Source organism: Taklimakanibacter albus, assembly GCF_016595235.1.
Taxonomy (GTDB): domain Bacteria; phylum Pseudomonadota; class Alphaproteobacteria; order Rhizobiales; family Aestuariivirgaceae; genus Taklimakanibacter; species Taklimakanibacter albus.
On record NZ_JAENHL010000007.1, the window covers coordinates 1,739,976 to 1,759,054 of the forward strand.

The window sequence follows — 19,079 nt, forward strand, 5'->3', positions numbered from 1 at the left end:
ATGGCCTCAGTATGCGTCGGCGTGATCGATGTTGAAATTATAGAGCTTGCGCGCCGAACCGAAGCGGCGGAAGTCCTTCGGATTGGCCTTGATCTCGGCCTTGTCGAGAAGGCGGGCGAGCTTGGCCAGATGATGGTCGGTCATCTTCTTCTCGATGCAGTCGGCGCCGAGGCTGTCGACCTTGCCGCGCACATAGAGGCGGGCCTCGTAGATGGAGTCGCCCAGCGCCTCGCCGGCATCGCCGCACACGACCAGATGGCCGCGTTGCGCCATGAAAGCCGACATATGGCCGACCGAGCCGCCGACAACGATGTCGATGCCCTTCATCGAGATGCCGCAACGTGACGCCGCATCACCCTTGATGACGAGAAGGCCGCCATTGCCGGTGGCGCCGGCCGACTGGCTGGCATTGCCGTCGACGCGCACGATGCCCGACATCATATTCTCGGCGACGCCAGGTCCGGCATGGCCGTGGATCAAAATCTCGGCCTGCTTGTTCATGCCGCCGCAATAGAAGCCGGCATGGCCGCCGACCTCCACCGTGATCGGCGCATCGAGGCCGCAGGCGATGGCATGCTGGCCCATCGGATTCCTGATCAGCCAATGCCGCTCATTGGTGTCCTTCGGAAGCGTATGAAGGCGTGAATTGACGCCCCGCACGCCTTCTTTTTCGAGATCGATTTCAATCATGTGCTGCTCGTTGGATTTTCTCGCCAGCGCGTTACGCGGAGCCATGTCAGTGACCACCCCAGTTGTAGATCGTCTGCGGCGCCGGTTCCCAGATCTTCGCCTTGTCGGCGCCGGGCAGATGCGCGATGGCGCGGAATTCGGTCGCCATGGCCACCCAGTCATCGGTCTCGGCGAGAATGGCATGCTTGCAGGCGATCGGGTCGCGCACCACGGCGAAGCCGTCATGCGTGCCGACGCAGAAGGTGTAGAAGCCGTCGAGATCCTTGATGCCGGCTTCGAGCGTCTCTTTGAGAGAAGAGCCCTGGCGCAGCTTCCAGGTCATATAGGCGGCGGCGACCTCGGTGTCGTTTTCGGTCTGGAATTCGAGGCCTTCGCGCTTGAGATTTTCGCGCAGGCGATTGTGGTTCGACAGTGACCCGTTATGGACGAGGCAGAGATCGGCGCCGGTCGCGAAAGGATGCGAGCCCGCGGTGGTTACCGCACTTTCCGTCGCCATGCGGGTATGGCCGATGATGTGGCTGCCCTTGGCTTTGCCGAGATCGAACTTCTCATAGACCTTCTCGGGCAGGCCGGTTTCCTTGAAAATCTCGATCGCTTGCCCTGAGCCCACCACGCGCACATCGGGGTGATGCGCTTTGAGCCACGACGTCACCGCCTCTTCCTTGGCGTTGGTGGTGACGATGGCGTGATTGCCGATCTGCTGGACGCTGACCTGCTTCTTGGTCGCGCTTTTCAGCGCCGCGGCCAGTTTCTTCCAGCCGAATTTCGCATCGTCATGGGCGAGCGAGAATTTGGTGAAGCCCTTCTTCGCCGGGTTGCGATAGATAGCGACGCCGGCTGAATCGGGGCCGCGGCTCGTCATCTCGATGAGCATGGGCTTGAACAGCTGGCCGAGCTTCGGCTGCAATTTGGGGTTCTTCAGATAGAGGCCGACAATACCGCACATGGCAAAGTCTCCCGTTCAGGTGAGGTTCCCCGCTCATGTATCAGCGGTCCGCAGAACTTGCAACTGGGGGGAATAATTTTTTCCCCACAGGAATGACGTCAACAGGGGCTGATCGCGGTAAAAGGCGCCAGAACGACATCCAGCACCGCGGTCGTGACCCGTGCACGGTTGAGCAGAATGTCACCAAGAGCGGCGAAGACGAAGCCGAGATAGGCGGAATAGGCAAAGCCGACATAGTCGCCGAACACGATCGTATGCAGCCAGTTCTGGTTGAACAGGTAGAAATAGCTCGTCACCCCCGTCGCCAGCAGCAAGATGAGGCCCACGGGGAGGAAATGCAGCCCGGCCCGGCGCCGGACCAGCACCGCGACCGTCAGAAGAATAAAGGCCAGTGCATTGGTGCCGGTGAAGATGCGGTATTCCCGCGTCAGCTGGGCCTCGACTTCCAGATATTTCGTCTTGATCAGACCGGCCAGCCGGTCCTGGATCTGGGTGGCGTCGGCCAGCATGGCCAGAAGGACATTGCGCACCGGCTCCGGCGTCCATTTGCGGCACGGGCATCTGGGATCGGTCATCTGATTGGCGATTCCGGTGACAATCTCGGGCAGCTTCGACTTGAGCGCGAGCTTCAAGAGCTCAATCTCCCGCGCCTTTTCCTTGAACAGGATCTTGGCCTTGTCCACCAGGAATTCGGCGCCGAGCGCGTCGACTTTCGCGTTCATTTCCTGGGCCACCCGATAGCGTATGACCTCGCGCGCCGTCTCGCCGATGAAATGTTCGCTGGTCCAGGAGGCGGCGAAAGCGCCGGTGAAGATCACGCTGCCGGCGATCCCCAGACACAGGGCCAGAAGACGAATGAGCTTCATGCCTATTCGTCGCGGCGATAGCAGATCACGGAAAGATACCGTATGGGAAGCTTGCGCAGTTCTTCCGGCCCGTGCGGCGCGTCGGCGTCGAAGAACAAAGCATCGCCCGGCAGCATGTCATAGGTCTTGTCGCCATGCCGGTAGACCACCTCGCCCTCCAGCATATAGAGGAACTCGACGCCGGCATGCTGGAAGGTCGGAAAGACGTCCGACTGGGCGGTGAGCGTGATCATATAGGGCTCGACCATCACCGGCCCATGCGGGCTGTGGCCCAGGAGCTGATATTGATGGCCCGCCCGCGTGCCCCGCCTTTCGATGGTAAGTCCTTGACCTGCCTTGACAAAAGTTGCGTCCCGAAGCTCCTCGTAGCCGCGGAACAAAGCGGTGACCGGCACATGCAAAGCACGTGACAGGGCCTGGAGGGATCCGAGCGACGGCGACGTCGCGCCGTTCTCGATCTTGGACAACATGCCCGCCGACATGTCGGCCGCCTTGGCGACCTCGCTGATCGTCAGGCCGAGCTTCTCGCGGAAGCGCTTGACCTCGCGTCCAATCGACTCTTCGAGCAGCTTATGCGGGCCTGGTGCCGTCTGATGCGGTTCCTGATACGGGAGGGATTTCGCCTCCCGCCGGGATTTTTTCGCCCGCGCGCTACTTGATCTGTCCAAGGTTTACCTCCTGGTGAGCCTTCATAGGGCGCGGGGAACCCAAGCTCAACAGAAGCTTGAGTTTGCGGTGCACAAGAGCCATAAGCAGGCCCCCATTCCGTGAGATAAAGAATGTCCTCCAGAAAGCTGACCCACCTTGAGCGGCTGGAAGCCGAGAGCATCCACATCATCCGCGAGGTCGCGGCCGAATGTGAAAATCCCGTGATGCTCTATTCGATCGGCAAGGACTCGGCCGTCATGCTGCATCTCGCCATGAAGGCCTTCTATCCCTCGAAGCCGCCCTTCCCGCTCATGCATGTCGACACGACCTGGAAGTTCCGCGACATGATCAGCTTCCGGGACGAGACGGTCGCCAAGCTCGGCCTCGACCTCATCGTCCATATCAATCCCGACGGCCTCGCCAAGAAGGTCAATCCCTTCGATCACGGCTCGGCGCTGCACACCCAGATCATGAAGACCGATGCGCTGAAACAGGCGCTCGACAAATATGGCTTCGACGCCGCGTTCGGCGGAGCCCGCCGCGACGAGGAAAAATCGCGCGCCAAGGAGCGTATCTTCTCCTTCCGCGATTCACGCCATCGCTGGGATCCGAAAAACCAGCGCCCGGAATTGTGGAACATCTACAATGCCCGCAAGAACAAGGGCGAGTCGATCCGCGTCTTCCCGCTCTCCAACTGGACCGAGCTCGACATCTGGCAATATATCTTCCTCGAGAAGATTCCGATCGTGCCGCTTTATTTCGCCAAGGAACGCCCGATCGTCATGCGCGACGGCCAGATGATCATGGTCGACGATGACCGCATGCCGCTGCATCAGGGCGAGACGCCGGAGATGAAGCTGATCCGCTTCCGCACGCTTGGTTGTTATCCCTTGACCGGCGCCATCGAATCGAGCGCCGCGACATTGCTCGACATCATCCAGGAAATGCTGGTGACCACCTCGTCCGAGCGCCAGGGCCGCGTCATCGACAAGGACCAGGCCGCCTCGATGGAGAAGAAGAAGCAGGAGGGATATTTCTGATGTCACGCTTCATCGAATTCCAGGGCGGCGACGTCGAAGCCTATCTGCGTTCGCAGGAAGAGAAGGATCTCCTGCGCTTCATCACCTGCGGCAGTGTCGATGACGGCAAGTCCACCTTGATCGGCCGGCTTCTCTATGAAGCCAAGATGCTGTTCGAGGACCAGCTTTCAGCGCTCGAAGCGGACTCGAAGCGCGTCGGCACGCAAGGCGGCGCGCTCGATTTCGCCCTTCTCGTCGACGGTCTGTCGGCCGAGCGCGAACAGGGCATCACCATCGATGTCGCCTATCGCGCCTTCACCACCGACAAGCGCAAATTCATCGTCGCCGACACGCCGGGCCATGAGCAATATACCCGCAATATGGCGACCGGCGCCTCGACCGCGGATCTCGCCATCATCCTGATCGATGCGCGCAAAGGCGTGCTCACCCAGACGCGCCGCCACTCCTTCATCGCCACTTTGCTCGGCATCAAGAACATCGTGGTCGCCGTCAACAAGATGGACCTGATGGAATATCGCCGCGACGTCTTCGAGGCGATCGAGGCGGATTACCGCGCCTTCGCCAAGAATCTCGGCCTCGAGGATTTCACCTGCATTCCGCTTTCGGCGCTCAAAGGCGACAATGTCATCGACCCGTCCGAGATCATGACCTGGTATCACGGGCCGACCTTGATGGCGCATCTCGAAGGCGTGCCTGTCGGCCGTGAATCGACTGACGGCGCCTTCCGGCTGCCGGTGCAATGGGTCAACCGGCCGAACCAGGCTTTCCGCGGCTTTTCCGGCAATGTCGTCTCCGGCATCGTGAAACCCGGCGATGAGATCCGCGCCGTACCCTCGGGGCGCACCTCGAAGGTCGAGCGCATCGTGACTCATGACGGCGATCTCACCGAGGCCATTGCCGGCCAGGCGGTGACGCTGACACTCGAGGACGAGATCGACATCAGCCGCGGCGACGTCATCTGTGCCGCGACCTCGCCATTGACCGTCGCCGACAAATTCGAAACCCGCATCTTGTGGATGGACGACGAGGAGATGCTGCCCGGCCGCCCCTATCTCATCAAGGTGGGATCTCTCACCATTCCCGGCACCTTCGAGGCGCCGAAATACAAGGTCAATGTCAACACGCTCGAACATGTGGCAGCGAAGACGCTGAGCCTCAACGAGATCGGCATCGTCAATATCGATCTCGACCGCGGCATTCCCTTTGCCCCCTATGGCGAGAACCGTCATCTCGGCAGCTTCATCGTCATCGACCGCTTCTCCAACAATACGGTCGGCATGGGGCTGATCAATTTCGCGCTGCGTCGCGCCTCCAACATTCATTGGCAGGCGATGGACGTGCACAAGGCGTCGCGCGCCGCCAAGGCCGGCCAGAAGCCGACAATTCTGTGGTTCACCGGTCTCTCCGGCTCCGGCAAGTCGACCATCGCCAATATGGTCGAGAAGCGCCTCCATGCCGCCGGCCACATGACCTATCTGTTGGACGGCGACAATGTGCGCCACGGCCTCAATAAGGATCTGGGCTTCACCGATGCCGACCGCGTCGAGAATATCCGCCGCGTCGCCGAAGTGTCGAAGCTGATGGTCGATGCCGGCCTCCTCGTCCTCGTCTCCTTCATCTCGCCCTTCCGCTCGGAGCGGCTGATGGCGCGCGAGCTGGTGGGCCAGGGGGAATTCGTCGAGATCTTCGTCGACACGCCGCTCGCCGTCGCCGAAACCCGCGACGTGAAAGGCCTTTATGCCAAGGCGCGGCGTGGCGAGATCAAGAACTTCACCGGCATCGATTCCGATTACGAAGTGCCGGAGAAGCCTGAGCTCCGCCTCGACACGACGAAGATGTCGCCCGAGGAAGCGGCTCAGGCGATCATCACGCATCTGACCCGCAGCGGCCGGCTCACCCCCGACATTCCGGTCATCGACCCGCCGGGCTTCCAATGACGGCTGCCGCCATCCGCTTCACCTGGCTGAACGGGCCCGATATCGCCCGTCTCGCCATGACGGATGGCGAGATCCTGGCCGCCGTCGAAGGCGGACTCCTGGCGCAGGGCCAGGGCCAGACGGTGATCGAGCCGCGCATGCATCTGACGCCCGATCCCGCCTTTCGCGGCCATTTCAACGTGCTGCGCGGTTATGTGGCGCCGTTGTCGCTCGCCGGCGTCAAGATCGTCGGCGATTATGTCGACAACTGGCAGAAGGGCCTGCCCTCCGAGATGGCCCTTCTCAATCTCTTCGATCCCCGGACCGGCATGCCGGTCGCCATTCTCGATGCCACCGCCATCACCGAAATGCGCACCGGCGCCTTGACGGCGCTCGGCGCCCGCCGCCTGGCGCGAAAAGAGTCGAAGATCCTCGGCCATGTCGGCGCCCGCGGCACGTCCTATTGGAATGTCCGCCTGCTCGATCATTATTTCGATTTCGACGAGATCCGCGTCCATTCACGCCGCAAGGAAAGCCGCGAGGCCTTTGCGCAAACGCTTGAGCGCGACCTCGGTAAAAAGATCATCGTCACCGAAGACTGGCAAAGCTGCCTCGCAGGCGCCGACATCATGGTCGAAGCCTCGCGCCTCGAAGCGCGTGAGGAGATCTTCAAGACGTCCTGGATCAAAAAGGGCGCCTGCGTCATTCCCTATGGCACGGTGAGCGCCTTGGAGCTTTCCATGATGTCGATCATGGACAAGATCGTCATCGATGATTTCAGCCAGTTCCGCGCCGGCAAATTCGGGGCACTGCGTCCGCATATCGATGCCGGCCTCGTCAGCGAGGAAACCGTCCATGGCGAGCTCTGCGAGATCATCGCGGGCAAGAAGCCGGGCCGCGAGCGTGACGACGAGACGATCCTGTTCTGGCATCGCGGCCTGTCGCTTTCCGACATCGCGCTGGGCGCCGCGATGCTGGAGAAGGCCAGGAAACTCGGCCTCGGCCAGACGCTCGATTACGCGTAACTGACACCCCTACAATCCGTCATCCCGGCAAAAGCCGGCAAGACGGCAACAAGAGAGTGCATTATGACCGCCAGGCGAGCATCGCTTCGGCGATGCGGCGCAGCACCGGCTTGAGCTTCGCCACTTTGGCGGGATCGAGCCGGTTGGAGCCGTCATCCATCAGATGGCAGTCCTGCCCTTTCTCCATCTGCACCGCATGTACATTCTCATCGGGCTTGCCATAGTGGCGCGTGATGAAGCCCCCGATGAAGCGGCCATTCGAGATCTGCGTGAGACCGCTTTCCTGCATGACCTTCTCGATCGCGGCCTGAACGCCGGGCGCGCAGCTTTCGCCTTTGACCGTGCCGAGATTGAGATCGGGAAGCCGGCCCGGGAAGAGCCGCGGCACGCGCGAGGCGATCGAATGGCAATCAAAGAGCAGCGCATAACCATGGCGCGCCTTCACCCGCGCGATCTCGGCGGCGAGCCCGTCATGATAAGGCTGCCAATAGACCTCGCGCCGACGCGCCACTTCGTCGGCGGAGACTTCCTTGCCGTCCCGATAGATCGGCGTGCCGTCGAATTCGATCGGCGGGCAGAGGCCGGTCGTCGCCTGGCCCGGATAGAGGCTTTCGTCCAGGGGCGGCCGGTTGAGATCGATCACATAGCGGCTGACATTGGCGCGCATCATGCCGGCGCCGAGCTCGGCCGCGAAATCATAGAGCTGCTCGACATGCCAGTCGGTGTCGGGAAGTGTCGCCGCATGGGGCGTCAGGCGGCCTGCGATGTCAGCCGGGACATCGGTGCCGGCATGCGGCACCGAGAAGATCAGCGGACCATCACCGGGGCGGAGATCGAAGAGTCGGGTCATGGAAGGAACCTAATCTGCAACTGGACAAAGCGGTAGACGAATAACAGGCGGCTTCTATACTGGCGCCAGAGGTGGATTGCACGAGAAGATGGAACAAGGCATCGCACTTCATGGTCCGGCCCAGCTGCGCGGGGACCGCGATCCCGCAGCCTTTGCCTTGGCCTTCGTCAACAGCTACGACCCGGTGCGCGCCGTCCCCGATCTCTTCGCCAATCCTGAATATGCGCGCGTCTTCCTGAGCGAATGGTGCGAGCTCGACTGGGACCTCGATTGGGGCAAATTGGCCAGAAGCCTGCAGCTCTATCGCGATGACCTGCGCGCCATGCTGCGCCGCTTCGTGGCGGACGAGATGACGATGGCCGACCTCACGCTCTATCTCGACCACAAGCTCGCTCATTGGCCGTGGATCGCCAAGCCCGTCCAGGCCGAGACGTCCTTCCGCGTCGTCTTCGTGCCGTCGCCGCAGCTGAAAGCCACCCAGCATGTCGAGGCGGTGGTGACGCGCGGCCTTGCCGATCTCATCGCCGAGCTCGGCCCCAAGCGGCTGCATCAATGCGAGGCGCCGCCTTGCGAGGAGTTCTTCGCCGATCACTCAAAACCCGGCCGCCAGCGCTTCTGCAGCAAGCGCTGCGCCACGCGTTACAATGTGGCTCTCTTCCGCAAACGTCATAAATCTTAATGCGCAGCAGCCGCTCCTGATCCGCAAGAATCTCGCCTCCTGCCAAAAGCTTCAACTTCGGAGTGAATTGTTGTAGTTTTAAGCGACGCTTGCCTGAGGGAACGACAAACGGGAGACGGCGCCCGGCCCATGGTATCAGAACTCATCGACGAACTTTACGAAGCGGCATTTATTCCGGAAAAATGGTCCGTAGCACTCGCGCGGGTCACGGCTGCGGCTGCCTCGAAGGGAGGGGCGCTTTTTGTGTTCGCGGATGGCCAACCCAATCGCGGCAAGGCCATAGCGCCTTTGCAGTCTCTGATGGATGAGGTTCTGGCCGATGTGAGGCTTTCCACCGCCGCCACGCGCATGAACACCATACGGCCGGCAAGCTTCGTCGATGTCGACAGTTTCATGACTCCAGCGGAGATCAGGGACGACCCGATACGAATACGGTTGCGGGCCCTGGGCCTTGGCGCCCATGCCTGTACGGCAATCCCCATGCCGAGCGGTGAGATGGCCATGTTTGTTTTCCAGCGCGGTCAGGACGATGGAAGTTACCGCGACGAGCATTTCACCATTCTCGACCGCTTGCGGCCCGATTTGGCGCGGGCCAGCCTGGCGGCCGCGCGCCTGGGGCTGGAGCATGCCCGCGGCGCCGTCGATGCCCTGGCCATGATGGGACTTCCGGCCGCCGTTCTCGCGGCGAACGGCCGCGTCAAGATCACCAACGCGTTGTTTGACCGGGAGCATACGCTTTTCGTGCCGACGGCCTTCGGGCGCGTTGCCCTCGCCAATCCGGAGAGCAATCGCTTGTTTCAGCTGGCGCTGCAGGCCACGAGCGGCACGCATGTCCCGCGCTCGATACCGCTCCAGAATGCAGCGGCGGCGGCCATGGTGGTGCATGTTCTGCCGCTCAAACGGGACGCGCACGACCTGTTCTCAGGCGGCGATCTTCTCATCGTGGCGACAGCGATCAGCGCCAGCGCGCTGGTTCCGTCGCCGACCATATTGACGGGCCTGTTCGATCTGACGCCGGCAGAGGTGGGGCTCGCGACCGCGCTCGCCAAGGGGCTGAACCTGGCGGCCGCGGCGGCCGAGGCGGGTTTGCAATTCTCGACCGTGCGCACCTATCTCAGCCGCATATTTCGCAAGACTGGAACCAACCAGCAAAGCCAGCTCGTCGCGCTGCTGAAGTCGACCCATCCATTCCAGGGCTTGAGGCCATGATAGCAGAACTCATCGACGCGATCTACGAAGCCGCCTTCATCCCCGAGAAATGGCCTGCCATTCTCGCCGGGATTGCCGAAGCGGCAGCCTCGAAGAGCGGCGGGCTCGTTCTGTTTGCCGATGGCCAGCCCGTCCGCGGAACGACTATTCCGTCGCTGCAAGACTTGATGGACGAATTTGTTTCCGACGAGACGTTGCGGCTCTCCGCTTCCACATCATGCATGAGCACCGTGCAGCCGGCGAGTTTCATCGATGTCGACAGTTTCAAGAAATCCGAAGAGATAAGGGACGACCCGATACGCATCCAATTGCGCGCCCGCGGGCTCGGCGCGAGTGCCCGCGCGATTATTCCCATGCCGGGCGGTGAGATCATCCATTTTGTATTCCAGCGCGGGCTGGAGGACGGAGGCTACCAGCCGGAGCATTTTGCGCTGCTCGATCGCCTGCGGCCGGACATGGCGCGGGCCGGCCTGGCGGCGACGCGCTTAGGGCTGGAGCACGCCCATGGCACGGTCAATGCCCTGGCCACGATGGGACTTCCGGCCGCTGTTCTCGCGGCGAACGGCCGCGTCAAGGTCAGCAACACGTTGTTTGATCAGGAGAATGCGCTCTTCGTGCCGACGGCCTTCGGGCGCGTCGCGCTCGCCAATCCCGATGGCAATCGCTTGCTGCAGCTGGCGCTGCAGAATTCGAGCGGCACTCACGTCCGCTCGATACCGCTCCAGAATGCAGCGGCGCCGGCCATGGTGGTGCATGTCCTGCCGCTCAAACGGGACGCGCATGACTTGTTCTCAGGCGGCGATCTTCTCATCGTGGCGACGACGATCAGCGCCAGCAATCTGGTCCCGTCGCCGACCATATTGACGGGCCTCTTCGATTTTACACAGGCGGAAGTGAGTCTTGCGACCGCGCTCGCCAAGGGGCTGAGCCTGAAAGCGGCGGCGGCCGAGGCCGGTTTGCAGGTCTCGACCGTGCGCACCTATCTCAACCGTATATTCCGCAAGACCGGAACCAACCAGCAAAGCCAGCTGGTCGCGCTGCTGAAGTCGGCGCATCCCTTCCAGGGTTTGAATCCATGATCGCAGAACTCATCGACGCGACCTACGAAGCTGCCTTCATCCCCGAGAAGTGGCCCGCCATTCTCGCCGGGATTGCCGACGCGGCGGGATCGAAGTGCGGCGCGATCGTTCTGTTCGCGGATGGCCTGCCCGTCCGTGGAACGACCATTCCTGCGCTGCAGGACTTGATGGAGGAGTTTCTTTCCAACGAGAGGATGCGGCGCTCCGCTCACTCATCACACGTAAGCGCCTTGCAGTCGGCGAAATTCATCGATCTCGACAATTCCATGGCGCCGGAAGAAATTCGAAACGACCCGCTGCGCATCCGCTTGCGTGCCCATGGTCTCGGCGCGAGCGCCCGCACGATTATTCCCATGCCGAGCGGTGAGAGCGTCCACTTCTCATTCCAGCGCGGGCTGGAGGATGGAGGCTACGGGCCGGAGCATTTTGCGTTGCTCGGTCGCCTCAGGCCCGACATGGCACGGGCCGGCCTCGCGGCGGCGCGCCTGGGGATCGAGCGCGCCCGCGGCGCTGTCGATACCATGGCCGTGATGGGGCTTCCGGCCGCTGTTCTCACGACAAACGGCCACGTAAGGATCACCAATTCCTTGTTCGACCGGGAGAAAGTGAGTTTCGTGCCAACGGCCTTCGGGCGCGTTGCGCTCGCCAATCCTGAGAGCAATCGCTTGTTGCAATTGGCGCTCCAGGCCTCGAGCGGCACGCGTGTTCCACGCTCGATACCGCTCCAGAATACAGGGACTCCACCTATGGTGATGCATGTCCTGCCACTCAAACGGGATGCGCATGACTTGTTCTCGGGCGGCGATCTGCTCATCGTGGCGACGACGATCAGCGCCAGCACGCTGGTGCCGTCGCCAACGATATTGACCGGCCTGTTCGATCTGACACCGGCGGAAGTGAGCCTCGCGGCCGCCCTCGCCAAGGGTCTCAGCCTGAAGGCCGCGGCCGCCGAGGCGGGACTGCAGTTCTCGACCGTGCGCACCTATCTCAACCGCGTTTTTCGCAAGACCGGCACCAACCAGCAAAGCCAGCTCGTCGCGCTGCTGAAGTCGGCGCACCCGATTCGCTCCTGAGCGCTTCATCGATTTGAGGCTTCGCACGGCTGCCGCTCATTTTAGCATCATATGGTGATAGGCGGCCCCGGATTTTCCCGGCACTTTTCCTGCATCGGGCCTGAATCGATGCGAACCGGGCGGGCGACGAGCGGTTCGGCGCGCCGGTCCCCATTGGAGCAGGCAGGCTCATCGGGGTACTCATATGATGCCATTCAAGACGGCGGCCAGCGGCCATTCGGCGGCTGAGCCAGAGCGAGCAGGCATCCAGCGGGCGGGCAAGTGGCCCGGAATGCGGGCTCTCCTGGGCAGCTCGATCCTCACCGGGGGCCAATGCGCGGCGCTGCTGTCGGCTTCCCTGTTTGCCGGATTGGCGGCGCTGTCCCCAGCCGTGGCCCAGGTCATCGATCTGCCGACGCAGGCGGTTCCCACGACCACCGACAACAGCACCGTTTGCGTCTCCGCCGGCGACTGCATCATCATTTTCTCGACCGGCAATGGCAATTTCATTGACCTCTCAAATACGGCGGCGCTGACCGCCGGCGGCATGGGCATCAATACCTCGACGGCCGGCGCGGGCGCCTACATCCTCATAGACAATTTCGGCAATATCACATCGGCGAGCCACGGCATCTCCGCCACGGCCTCGGCCGGCAGCGGAACCGGCGCTAACGGAAATCCCGGCGCTGGCGCCACGGGTGGCGGCGGCGGGAACGGCGATGGCGCCCCTGGCGGTAACGCGACCGGCAATGATGGTGGCGACGGCGGCCCCGGCACGGGCGGGGCCGGCGGGAACATCACGATCACCAATGACGCGGCGATCTCCACATCGGGCGGCGCGGCCCATGGCATAGGGGCGTTGGCCGATGCCGGCAGCGGCACGGGCGGAGATGGCGGCGCCGGCAATGGCGGAACGGGAGGTTTCGGAGGTGCCGGAAACCTCGGCGCTGGTGGCGATGGCGGTACCGGTACCGGTGGCAAGGGCGGCAACGGTGGCGGCGGCACGGGTGGTGACGGCGGCGACATCGCCATCACCAACAGCGGCGCGATCACCACCTCGGGTGTTGACTCGCATGGCATCCATGCGATCGCGCAAGCGGGCGACGGCACCGGCGGCAAGGGAAGCAATGGCGGCGCGGGCACCGGCGGAAACGGCGGCCCCGGAACGACCGGCGCGGGCGGCGATGGCAACACCGGCACCGGTGGCAAGGGCGGTGACGGCGGCACCGGCACGGGTGGTGACGGCGGCGACATCGCCATCATCAACAGCGGCGCTCTGACGACGACCGGGAACGGCATTCTTGTCATGGCGCTAGCCGGAAGCGGCACAGGCGAAGGCGGCGGCAGTGGCAATACTGGCACGGGCGGCGACAGTGGTGCCAGCGGCCTGGATGCCGGCGGCGATGGCGGTGCCGGCGTCGGCGGCAATGGCGGTGGCGGAGGTACCGGCACGGGCGGCGACGGCGGCGACATCATCATCACCAACAGCGGCGCGATCGTGAGCGGCAGCAGCGGCATCATGGCCATGGCTCAGGCCGGCAATGGCGCGGGTGGCGATGGCGGTGGCGGCGGTGCCGCAACCGCCAAGGACGGCAGTGCCAGCGGCATCGGCGGCACGGGCAGCAAGGGCGGTGGCGCGAACGGCGGTCATGGTGGCGATGGCGGTGCCGGGACGGGCGGTTCCGGCGGCGACATCACGATCACGAATGACGCGGCGATCACCACATCAGATGTTTCGGCGCATGGCATCATGGCGTTGGCGGAAGCCGGCTATGGGACGGGTGGAGATGGCCGCGGTGGCGGCGGCGCCACCGGCGGCGATGGCGGCAGTGCCGGTTTGGGCGCCAGCAGCGGCGACGGCGGCGGCGGCACGGCGGGTAACGGCGGCGACGGTGGCGCCGGCACGGGCGGTGACGGCGGCAAGATCACCATCACGAATAATGGCGCTCTGACGACGGGTGGCAATGGCATTGCCGCGCAGGCCGATGGCGGCGTCGGGACGGGCGGAGATGGCGGTGCGGGCAATGCCGGTGCGGGAGGCTCCGGAGGTGCTGGAAACCTCGGCGCTGGTGGCGATGGCGGCTCCGGCACCGCGGGGAACAGCGGCAATGGTGGTGCCGGCACGGGGGGTGACGGCGGCGACATCGCCATTACCAATACGGGCGCGATCACGACCTCGGGTGCTGGCTCGCGTGGTATCCTTGCGGTGGCGCAGGCGGGCAACGGCACGGGCGGTAAGGGCGACAATGGCGGCACGGGCACCGGCGGCAAGGGTGGACCCGGGACAATCGCCGCGGGCGGCGATGGCAAGGCCGGCGCCGGCGGCAACGGCGGTGACGGCGGCGTCGGCATGGGCGGTGACGGCGGCGACATCGTCATCGACAACAGTGGCGCTCTGACGACGACCGGAAACGGCATCCTTGCCCTGGCGCAAGCCGGAAACGGTAGGGGCGGTGCTGGCGGCAGTGGCAATACTGGCACGGCAGGCGACAGTGGAGCCGGCGGCCTGGGGGCCGGCGGTGATGGCGGCACCGGCACCGGCGGCAACGGCGGCGGCGGTGGCGCCGGAACAGGCGGCAATGGCGGCGACATCACCATCACCAACACGGGCGCCATCGTGAGCGGCAACAGCGGCATCCTGGCCATGGCTCAGGCCGGCACTGGCGCAGGTGGTGATGGCAATGGCGGCGGTGTTGCGACCGCCAAGAACGGAGGTGCCGGCGGCAGCGGCGTCGGCGGCGGCTCTGGCGGCAAGGGCGGCGGCGCGAACGGCGGTCATGGCGGCGATGCCGGTGACGGGACCGGTGGTGCCGGCGGCAGCATCATGATCACCAACGACGCGGCGATCTCCACGTCGGGCGGCACGGCGCATGGCGTTCAGGCGGTGGCAAGTGCCGGAGATGGCACGGGCGGAGATGGCGGCAGCGGTGGCGGCGCCACCGGCGGCAATGGCGGTGTGGGCATTCAGGGCGCCGGCGGCGATGGCGGCGCCGGCACGGCGGGGAATGGCAGTCAAGGTGGCGCCGGTGCGGGCGGTGACGGCGGCAAGATCACCATCACGAACAATGGTGCCCTGACAACGGGCGGCAATGGCATTGATGTGGAGACCAATGCCGGCAACGGGACGGGTGGAAATGGCGGTACCGGCAATGGCGGCACGGGAGGTTCGGGAGGTGCCGCCGCCTCAATCAGTGGCGCGGGCGGCACCGGCGGCGCCGGCACGGCGGGGAGCAGCGGCGACGGCGGCGACGGCACGGGCGGTGACGGCGGCGACATCGCCATCACCAACACCGGCGCGATCGTCAGCGTCGGCACCGGTATCCGGGTGTTGGCACAAGCGGGCGACGGCATCAGCGGCAAGGGCGACAATGGCGGCACGGGCACCGGCGGCAATGGCGGGATCGGCGGAGTACTCGCCGTCGGTGGCGATGGCAAAACCGGCACCGGTGGCAAAAGCGGCGACGGTGGCGACGGCACCGGCGGCGACGGTGGTGACATTGTCATCGACAATAGCGGCGCGATCATCACCTCGGGCGCCGGCGCGCATGGTATCCAGGCGGTGGCGCAGGCAGGCGACGGCACCGGCGGCAAGGGCGGCAATGGCGGCACGGGCACCGGCGGCAACGGTGGATCCGGATCATTCAGCGCCGGCGGCGATGGCAACAGCGGCACCGGCGGCAAGGGCGGATCGGGAGCGCTCGGCACGGGCGGTGCCGGCGGCGACATCACCATCACCAATAGCGGCGCTCTGACGACGAGCGGAAACGGCATCACGGTCGTGGCTCAGGCCGGGATCGGCACAGGCGGCACCGGGGGCAGCGGCAATACCGGCACGGCCGGCGACAGTGCTGTCGGCGGCGCGGGTCCCGGCACCGGGGGTGACGGTGGCATCGGGGCCGCGGGGAATGGCGGTCGCGGCGCTGCCGGCACGGGCGGCGATAGTGGCGACATCACCATCACCAACCGCGGCGCGATCGTGAGCGGCGGCAGCGGCATCGTGGCCCTGAGCGCGGCCGGCCATGGCCGGGGTGGTGATGGCAGCGCCGGCGGCAGCGCGACCGCCAAGAACGGCAGTGCCGGCGGCAGCAGCGCCGGCGGCGCCATTGGCGGCAAGGGCGGTGGCGCGAATGGCGGTCATGGCGGCGATGGCGGTGACGGGACTGGCGGTGCCGGCGGCGACATCACGATCACCAATGAGGCGGCGATCACCACATCGGGCGCCGCGATGCACGGCTTACTGGCGGCGGCATCTGCCGCCAATGGAAGCGGTGGAGATGGCGGCGCTGGTGGCGGCGCCACTGGCGGCAATGGCGGCGGCGCCAGCGTGGGCGCCGGCGGCGATGGCGGCACCGGCACGGGGGGCAGCGGCGACGCCGGGGGAGACGGCATGGGCGGTGGCGGCGGCAAGATCACCATCACGAATAACGGTGCCCTGACGACGGGTGGCAACGGCATTGAAGCGCTGACCGGCGCCGGCCACGGCACGGGTGGAGACGGCGCCGCGGGCAATAATGGGACGGGGGGTTCAGGAGGCGCCGGAAATCTCGGCGTTGCTGGTGGTGCCGCCGGCACCGGCAGGGCGGGGGATGGCGGCGATGGTGGCGACGGCACGGGCGGTGACGGCGGCGACATCGTCATCACCAACACCGGCGCGATCGTCAGCGGCGGCACCGGCATTCATGCGGTGGCGAGTGCCGGCGATGGAACGGGCGGCAAGGGCAGCAATGGCGGCACGGGCGCCGGCGGCAATGGCGGATCGGGAGCGCTCGGCGCCGGCGGTGATGGCAAGCCCGGCATCGGCGGCAACGGCGGCGATGGTGGCGACGGCACGGGCGGCGATGGCGGCGACATCGTCATCGACAACAGCGGCGCCATCACCACCACGGCCAATGCCGCGCATGGCATTCACGCTTTGACCATCGGCGGCGATGGCACCGGCGGCAGCGGGGGCGTTGGCGGTTCGGCGACGAATGGCACACCCGGCGCAGACGGCCTGGGCGCTGGCGGCGCCGGCGGTACCGGCGCGGCGGGGAATGGCGGCGCCGGGGGCGCCGGCAAAGGTGGTGACGGCGGCGACATCGCCATCACCAACAGCGGCACGATCAGGGTCTCGGGCGCCGGCTCTCATGGCATTCTCGCGGTAGCTCAGAAAGGACTGGGCGCAGCGGGCACTGGCACACTCGGCGGGTCGGGCTCAGGCGGAGAGAGCGGATCGATCAACATCGACAATAGTGGCGCGGTAACCGCCGGCGGTGACGGCATCAATGCCCTGGCCGAAAGCTCCGCCGCCACGATCGCCATCACCAATTCTGCCGCCATTGCGGGCGGCACACATGGCGTGCTGGCTTCCGCGACGGGCGATATCGACATCATCAATTCGGGACTTATCACCTCGGCTAATCTCTTCGCCATCGACACCGTCGGCGCCGCGACCTCGATCATGAATTCCGGCACGATCCGGGGCTTCGTCGATCTCACCGACAATAGCGACACGATCACCAACGAAGCAGGCGGCGTTTTCGCGGCCCGGATGACATCCGAATTCCGCGGCGGCGGCGATCTCTTCCGCAACGAAGGAACGGTGGCGAGCGCCGCCGATGCGGCGACTCTCGAGACGGTCGTCTTCAAGGATCTGGAGACCTTCGACAATGCGGTCGGCCAGATCTCGCTGATCGACGGCCAGGCCGGTGACAGCCTGGAGATGACGCGGACATCGGCCATGGCCCCCGCCACCCGCTATATCGGCGGCGGCGGCCTCGCGGTCGACGCGATCCTGGCGGCGCCCGGCCTCGGCCTGTCGGACAAGCTCCTGATCACCGGCACGACGGAAGGCACGACCAGGGTTTCGGTCAATGTCGTCGATGTGCAGGGTGCGAATCTCGACGGCATTCCGGTGGTGATCGTGACCGGGACCGCAGGCCCGGGCAGTTCGCAAGCGGGCGATTTCGTCCTCGATGGCGGGCCGATAAACGCCGGCTTCTTCACCTGGGATCTGCGCTACGATGCGCCGAACCTGGAGCACGAGCTCTATACGTCGGGTGTCGGCGCCGGCGCCTATGAATTCGCCGCCGGCCTCACCGGCGCGCAGGATATCTGGTACCAGACGACCGGCACCCTGTTGCAGCGCCAGGCCGATCTGCGGCCGTTGCTCGACGGTCCGGCGGTGATGCCGGTCGCCGACTACGCCGAGCCGGTGGAGCCGACGCCGGTCGCGAAGATGACGCCGGGCTTCTGGCTCAAGGGCATAGGTGCCTGGCTCGAGCGTGACGAAGGCAGTGGTGTCACCACGACCGATCGCGACCAGTCGATCTACGGCGCCCTTGCCGGCTTCGATTTCGGCACGGAACGCGCCGGAGAACTGTGGATGTTCGGCCTGTTCGGCGGTTATCTCAAATCCGAGCTCGACTTCGATCAGACCAACACGGAATGGACTTATAAAGGTCCCTCGGTCGGCGTCTATGCCACCTATCTCGACCATGCCTTCTCGATCGATGCGGTGGTCAAGGCGGACTTCCTCGATGTCGATATCGACGCGAGCGATCTCGCGATGCAGTCGGGCGAGGCCGATACGCAGGTATTCAACATCGGTGGCCGGATCGACACGGGCTACAAGTTCGGCAAGACGCTGTTCGTCGAGCCGCAGGCGACGCTGGCCATCGTCAACACCGAGATCGACGATGTCGGCATCTTCGGCGGCACGGTGAAATATGACGACGCGACGAGCCTGCGCGGCAGGCTGGGCCTGAGGCTCGGCTTCGACCATACCGGCGACACCGGCACGGTGTTCTCCGGCGATGTGACGGCGAGCGTGTGGGAGGAGCTTAACGGCGACAATGACGCAGTGATCCTGGCGCCTGGCCTTCCGGGCTCCCTCGGCGTGTCCGACGATCCGGCGGCGACGGTTGGTGATGTGTCGCTGGGCTTCAGCGCGGCGGCACCCGAGGGCTGGTCGGGCTTCCTGCGTGGCAATTACCAGTTCGCCGACGACTTCGAAGCGATCAGCGCCAATGCCGGAGTAAGATACGCCTGGTAGTCCAATCTAGCGCTCATTTTAGTATCATATGGTGATAGGCGGTCCC

Annotated in this window: 13 protein-coding genes; 8 read left to right on the forward strand and 5 right to left on the reverse strand. The window is 64.9% G+C overall.

Annotated features, from left to right (window positions below):
* Window positions 1-6: 6 nt before the first annotated feature.
* The 4 genes from JHL16_RS19795 to JHL16_RS19810 form a co-directional block, all read right to left on the reverse strand.
* Window positions 7-690 carry a GltB/FmdC/FwdC-like GXGXG domain-containing protein gene (locus tag JHL16_RS19795; protein ID WP_200187198.1) on the reverse strand — a complete coding sequence of 228 codons (684 nt, stop codon included), beginning with the start codon at window positions 688-690 and terminating at the stop codon, window positions 7-9.
* A 46-nt stretch (window positions 691-736) separates the two neighbouring features.
* Window positions 737-1,636: a class II glutamine amidotransferase gene (locus JHL16_RS19800; RefSeq protein WP_200186561.1), complete on the reverse strand. Its 900-nt coding sequence runs from the start codon at window positions 1,634-1,636 to the stop codon at window positions 737-739.
* 98 nt (window positions 1,637-1,734) lie between these two features.
* On the reverse strand, window positions 1,735-2,502 hold the full coding sequence (locus JHL16_RS19805; protein WP_200186562.1) for a hypothetical protein: 768 nt from the start codon (window positions 2,500-2,502) through the stop codon (window positions 1,735-1,737).
* A gap of 2 nt (window positions 2,503-2,504) precedes the next feature.
* The gene (locus tag JHL16_RS19810; RefSeq protein WP_200186563.1) at window positions 2,505-3,170 is read right to left on the reverse strand and encodes a helix-turn-helix domain-containing protein; all 666 of its coding nucleotides are present in this window, start codon (window positions 3,168-3,170) and stop codon (window positions 2,505-2,507) included.
* 111 nt (window positions 3,171-3,281) lie between these two features.
* Between JHL16_RS19810 and cysD the strand changes: the two genes are divergently transcribed.
* Genes cysD through JHL16_RS19825 form a run of 3 tightly spaced genes read left to right on the forward strand, consistent with a single transcriptional unit; the run spans window position 3,282 to window position 7,131 of the window.
* Complete coding sequence (gene cysD / locus JHL16_RS19815; RefSeq protein WP_200186564.1) at window positions 3,282-4,190, forward strand: sulfate adenylyltransferase subunit CysD; 909 nt, start codon at window positions 3,282-3,284, stop codon at window positions 4,188-4,190.
* Window positions 4,190-6,127 carry a sulfate adenylyltransferase subunit CysN gene (cysN, locus tag JHL16_RS19820; protein WP_200186565.1) on the forward strand — a complete coding sequence of 646 codons (1,938 nt, stop codon included), beginning with the start codon at window positions 4,190-4,192 and terminating at the stop codon, window positions 6,125-6,127. Before cysD ends, cysN begins: the two co-directional genes overlap by 1 nt.
* Window positions 6,124-7,131 carry an ornithine cyclodeaminase family protein gene (locus JHL16_RS19825; protein WP_200186566.1) on the forward strand — a complete coding sequence of 336 codons (1,008 nt, stop codon included), beginning with the start codon at window positions 6,124-6,126 and terminating at the stop codon, window positions 7,129-7,131. Before cysN ends, JHL16_RS19825 begins: the two co-directional genes overlap by 4 nt.
* A gap of 61 nt (window positions 7,132-7,192) precedes the next feature.
* Here JHL16_RS19825 and hutG read toward each other — a convergent pair whose 3' ends face one another.
* Entirely contained in the window at window positions 7,193-7,981 is a 789-nt protein-coding gene (gene hutG / locus JHL16_RS19830; protein WP_200186567.1) for an N-formylglutamate deformylase, read from the reverse strand.
* An 88-nt stretch (window positions 7,982-8,069) separates the two neighbouring features.
* Here hutG and JHL16_RS19835 point away from each other — a divergent pair, with 88 nt between their 5' ends.
* The 5 genes from JHL16_RS19835 to JHL16_RS35300 all read left to right on the forward strand — a co-directional run bounded on the left by JHL16_RS19835 (window position 8,070) and on the right by JHL16_RS35300 (window position 19,033).
* Window positions 8,070-8,660, forward strand: a complete 591-nt coding sequence (locus tag JHL16_RS19835) for a CGNR zinc finger domain-containing protein (protein WP_200186568.1) — start codon at window positions 8,070-8,072, stop codon at window positions 8,658-8,660.
* A gap of 300 nt (window positions 8,661-8,960) precedes the next feature.
* Window positions 8,961-9,869 carry a helix-turn-helix transcriptional regulator gene (locus JHL16_RS19840; RefSeq protein WP_246770984.1) on the forward strand — a complete coding sequence of 303 codons (909 nt, stop codon included), beginning with the start codon at window positions 8,961-8,963 and terminating at the stop codon, window positions 9,867-9,869.
* Window positions 9,866-10,948, forward strand: a complete 1,083-nt coding sequence (locus tag JHL16_RS19845) for a helix-turn-helix transcriptional regulator (protein ID WP_200186570.1) — start codon at window positions 9,866-9,868, stop codon at window positions 10,946-10,948. Before JHL16_RS19840 ends, JHL16_RS19845 begins: the two co-directional genes overlap by 4 nt.
* Window positions 10,945-12,021, forward strand: coding sequence for a helix-turn-helix transcriptional regulator (locus tag JHL16_RS19850; protein ID WP_200186571.1), 1,077 nt, complete (start codon window positions 10,945-10,947; stop codon window positions 12,019-12,021). Before JHL16_RS19845 ends, JHL16_RS19850 begins: the two co-directional genes overlap by 4 nt.
* 271 nt (window positions 12,022-12,292) lie before the next feature.
* A complete protein-coding gene (locus tag JHL16_RS35300) occupies window positions 12,293-19,033 on the forward strand; it encodes a hypothetical protein (RefSeq protein ID WP_200186572.1) in 6,741 nt (2,246 codons plus the stop codon).
* The last annotated feature ends 46 nt before the right edge of the window (window positions 19,034-19,079 follow it).

Coding starts and splice junctions, on each gene's coding strand:
- cysD (WP_200186564.1), top strand. CDS start 3,282: ATGTCCTCCAGAAAGCTGACCCACCTTGAGCGGCTGGAAGCCGAGAGC.
- hutG (WP_200186567.1), bottom strand. CDS start 7,981: ATGACCCGACTCTTCGATCTCCGCCCCGGTGATGGTCCGCTGATCTTC.
- JHL16_RS19800 (WP_200186561.1), bottom strand. CDS start 1,636: ATGTGCGGTATTGTCGGCCTCTATCTGAAGAACCCCAAATTGCAGCCG.
- JHL16_RS35300 (WP_200186572.1), top strand. CDS start 12,293: ATGCGGGCTCTCCTGGGCAGCTCGATCCTCACCGGGGGCCAATGCGCG.
- JHL16_RS19835 (WP_200186568.1), top strand. CDS start 8,070: ATGGAACAAGGCATCGCACTTCATGGTCCGGCCCAGCTGCGCGGGGAC.
- JHL16_RS19795 (WP_200187198.1), bottom strand. CDS start 690: ATGATTGAAATCGATCTCGAAAAAGAAGGCGTGCGGGGCGTCAATTCA.
- JHL16_RS19805 (WP_200186562.1), bottom strand. CDS start 2,502: ATGAAGCTCATTCGTCTTCTGGCCCTGTGTCTGGGGATCGCCGGCAGC.
- JHL16_RS19845 (WP_200186570.1), top strand. CDS start 9,866: ATGATAGCAGAACTCATCGACGCGATCTACGAAGCCGCCTTCATCCCC.
- cysN (WP_200186565.1), top strand. CDS start 4,190: ATGTCACGCTTCATCGAATTCCAGGGCGGCGACGTCGAAGCCTATCTG.
- JHL16_RS19825 (WP_200186566.1), top strand. CDS start 6,124: ATGACGGCTGCCGCCATCCGCTTCACCTGGCTGAACGGGCCCGATATC.
- JHL16_RS19850 (WP_200186571.1), top strand. CDS start 10,945: ATGATCGCAGAACTCATCGACGCGACCTACGAAGCTGCCTTCATCCCC.
- JHL16_RS19840 (WP_246770984.1), top strand. CDS start 8,961: ATGGATGAGGTTCTGGCCGATGTGAGGCTTTCCACCGCCGCCACGCGC.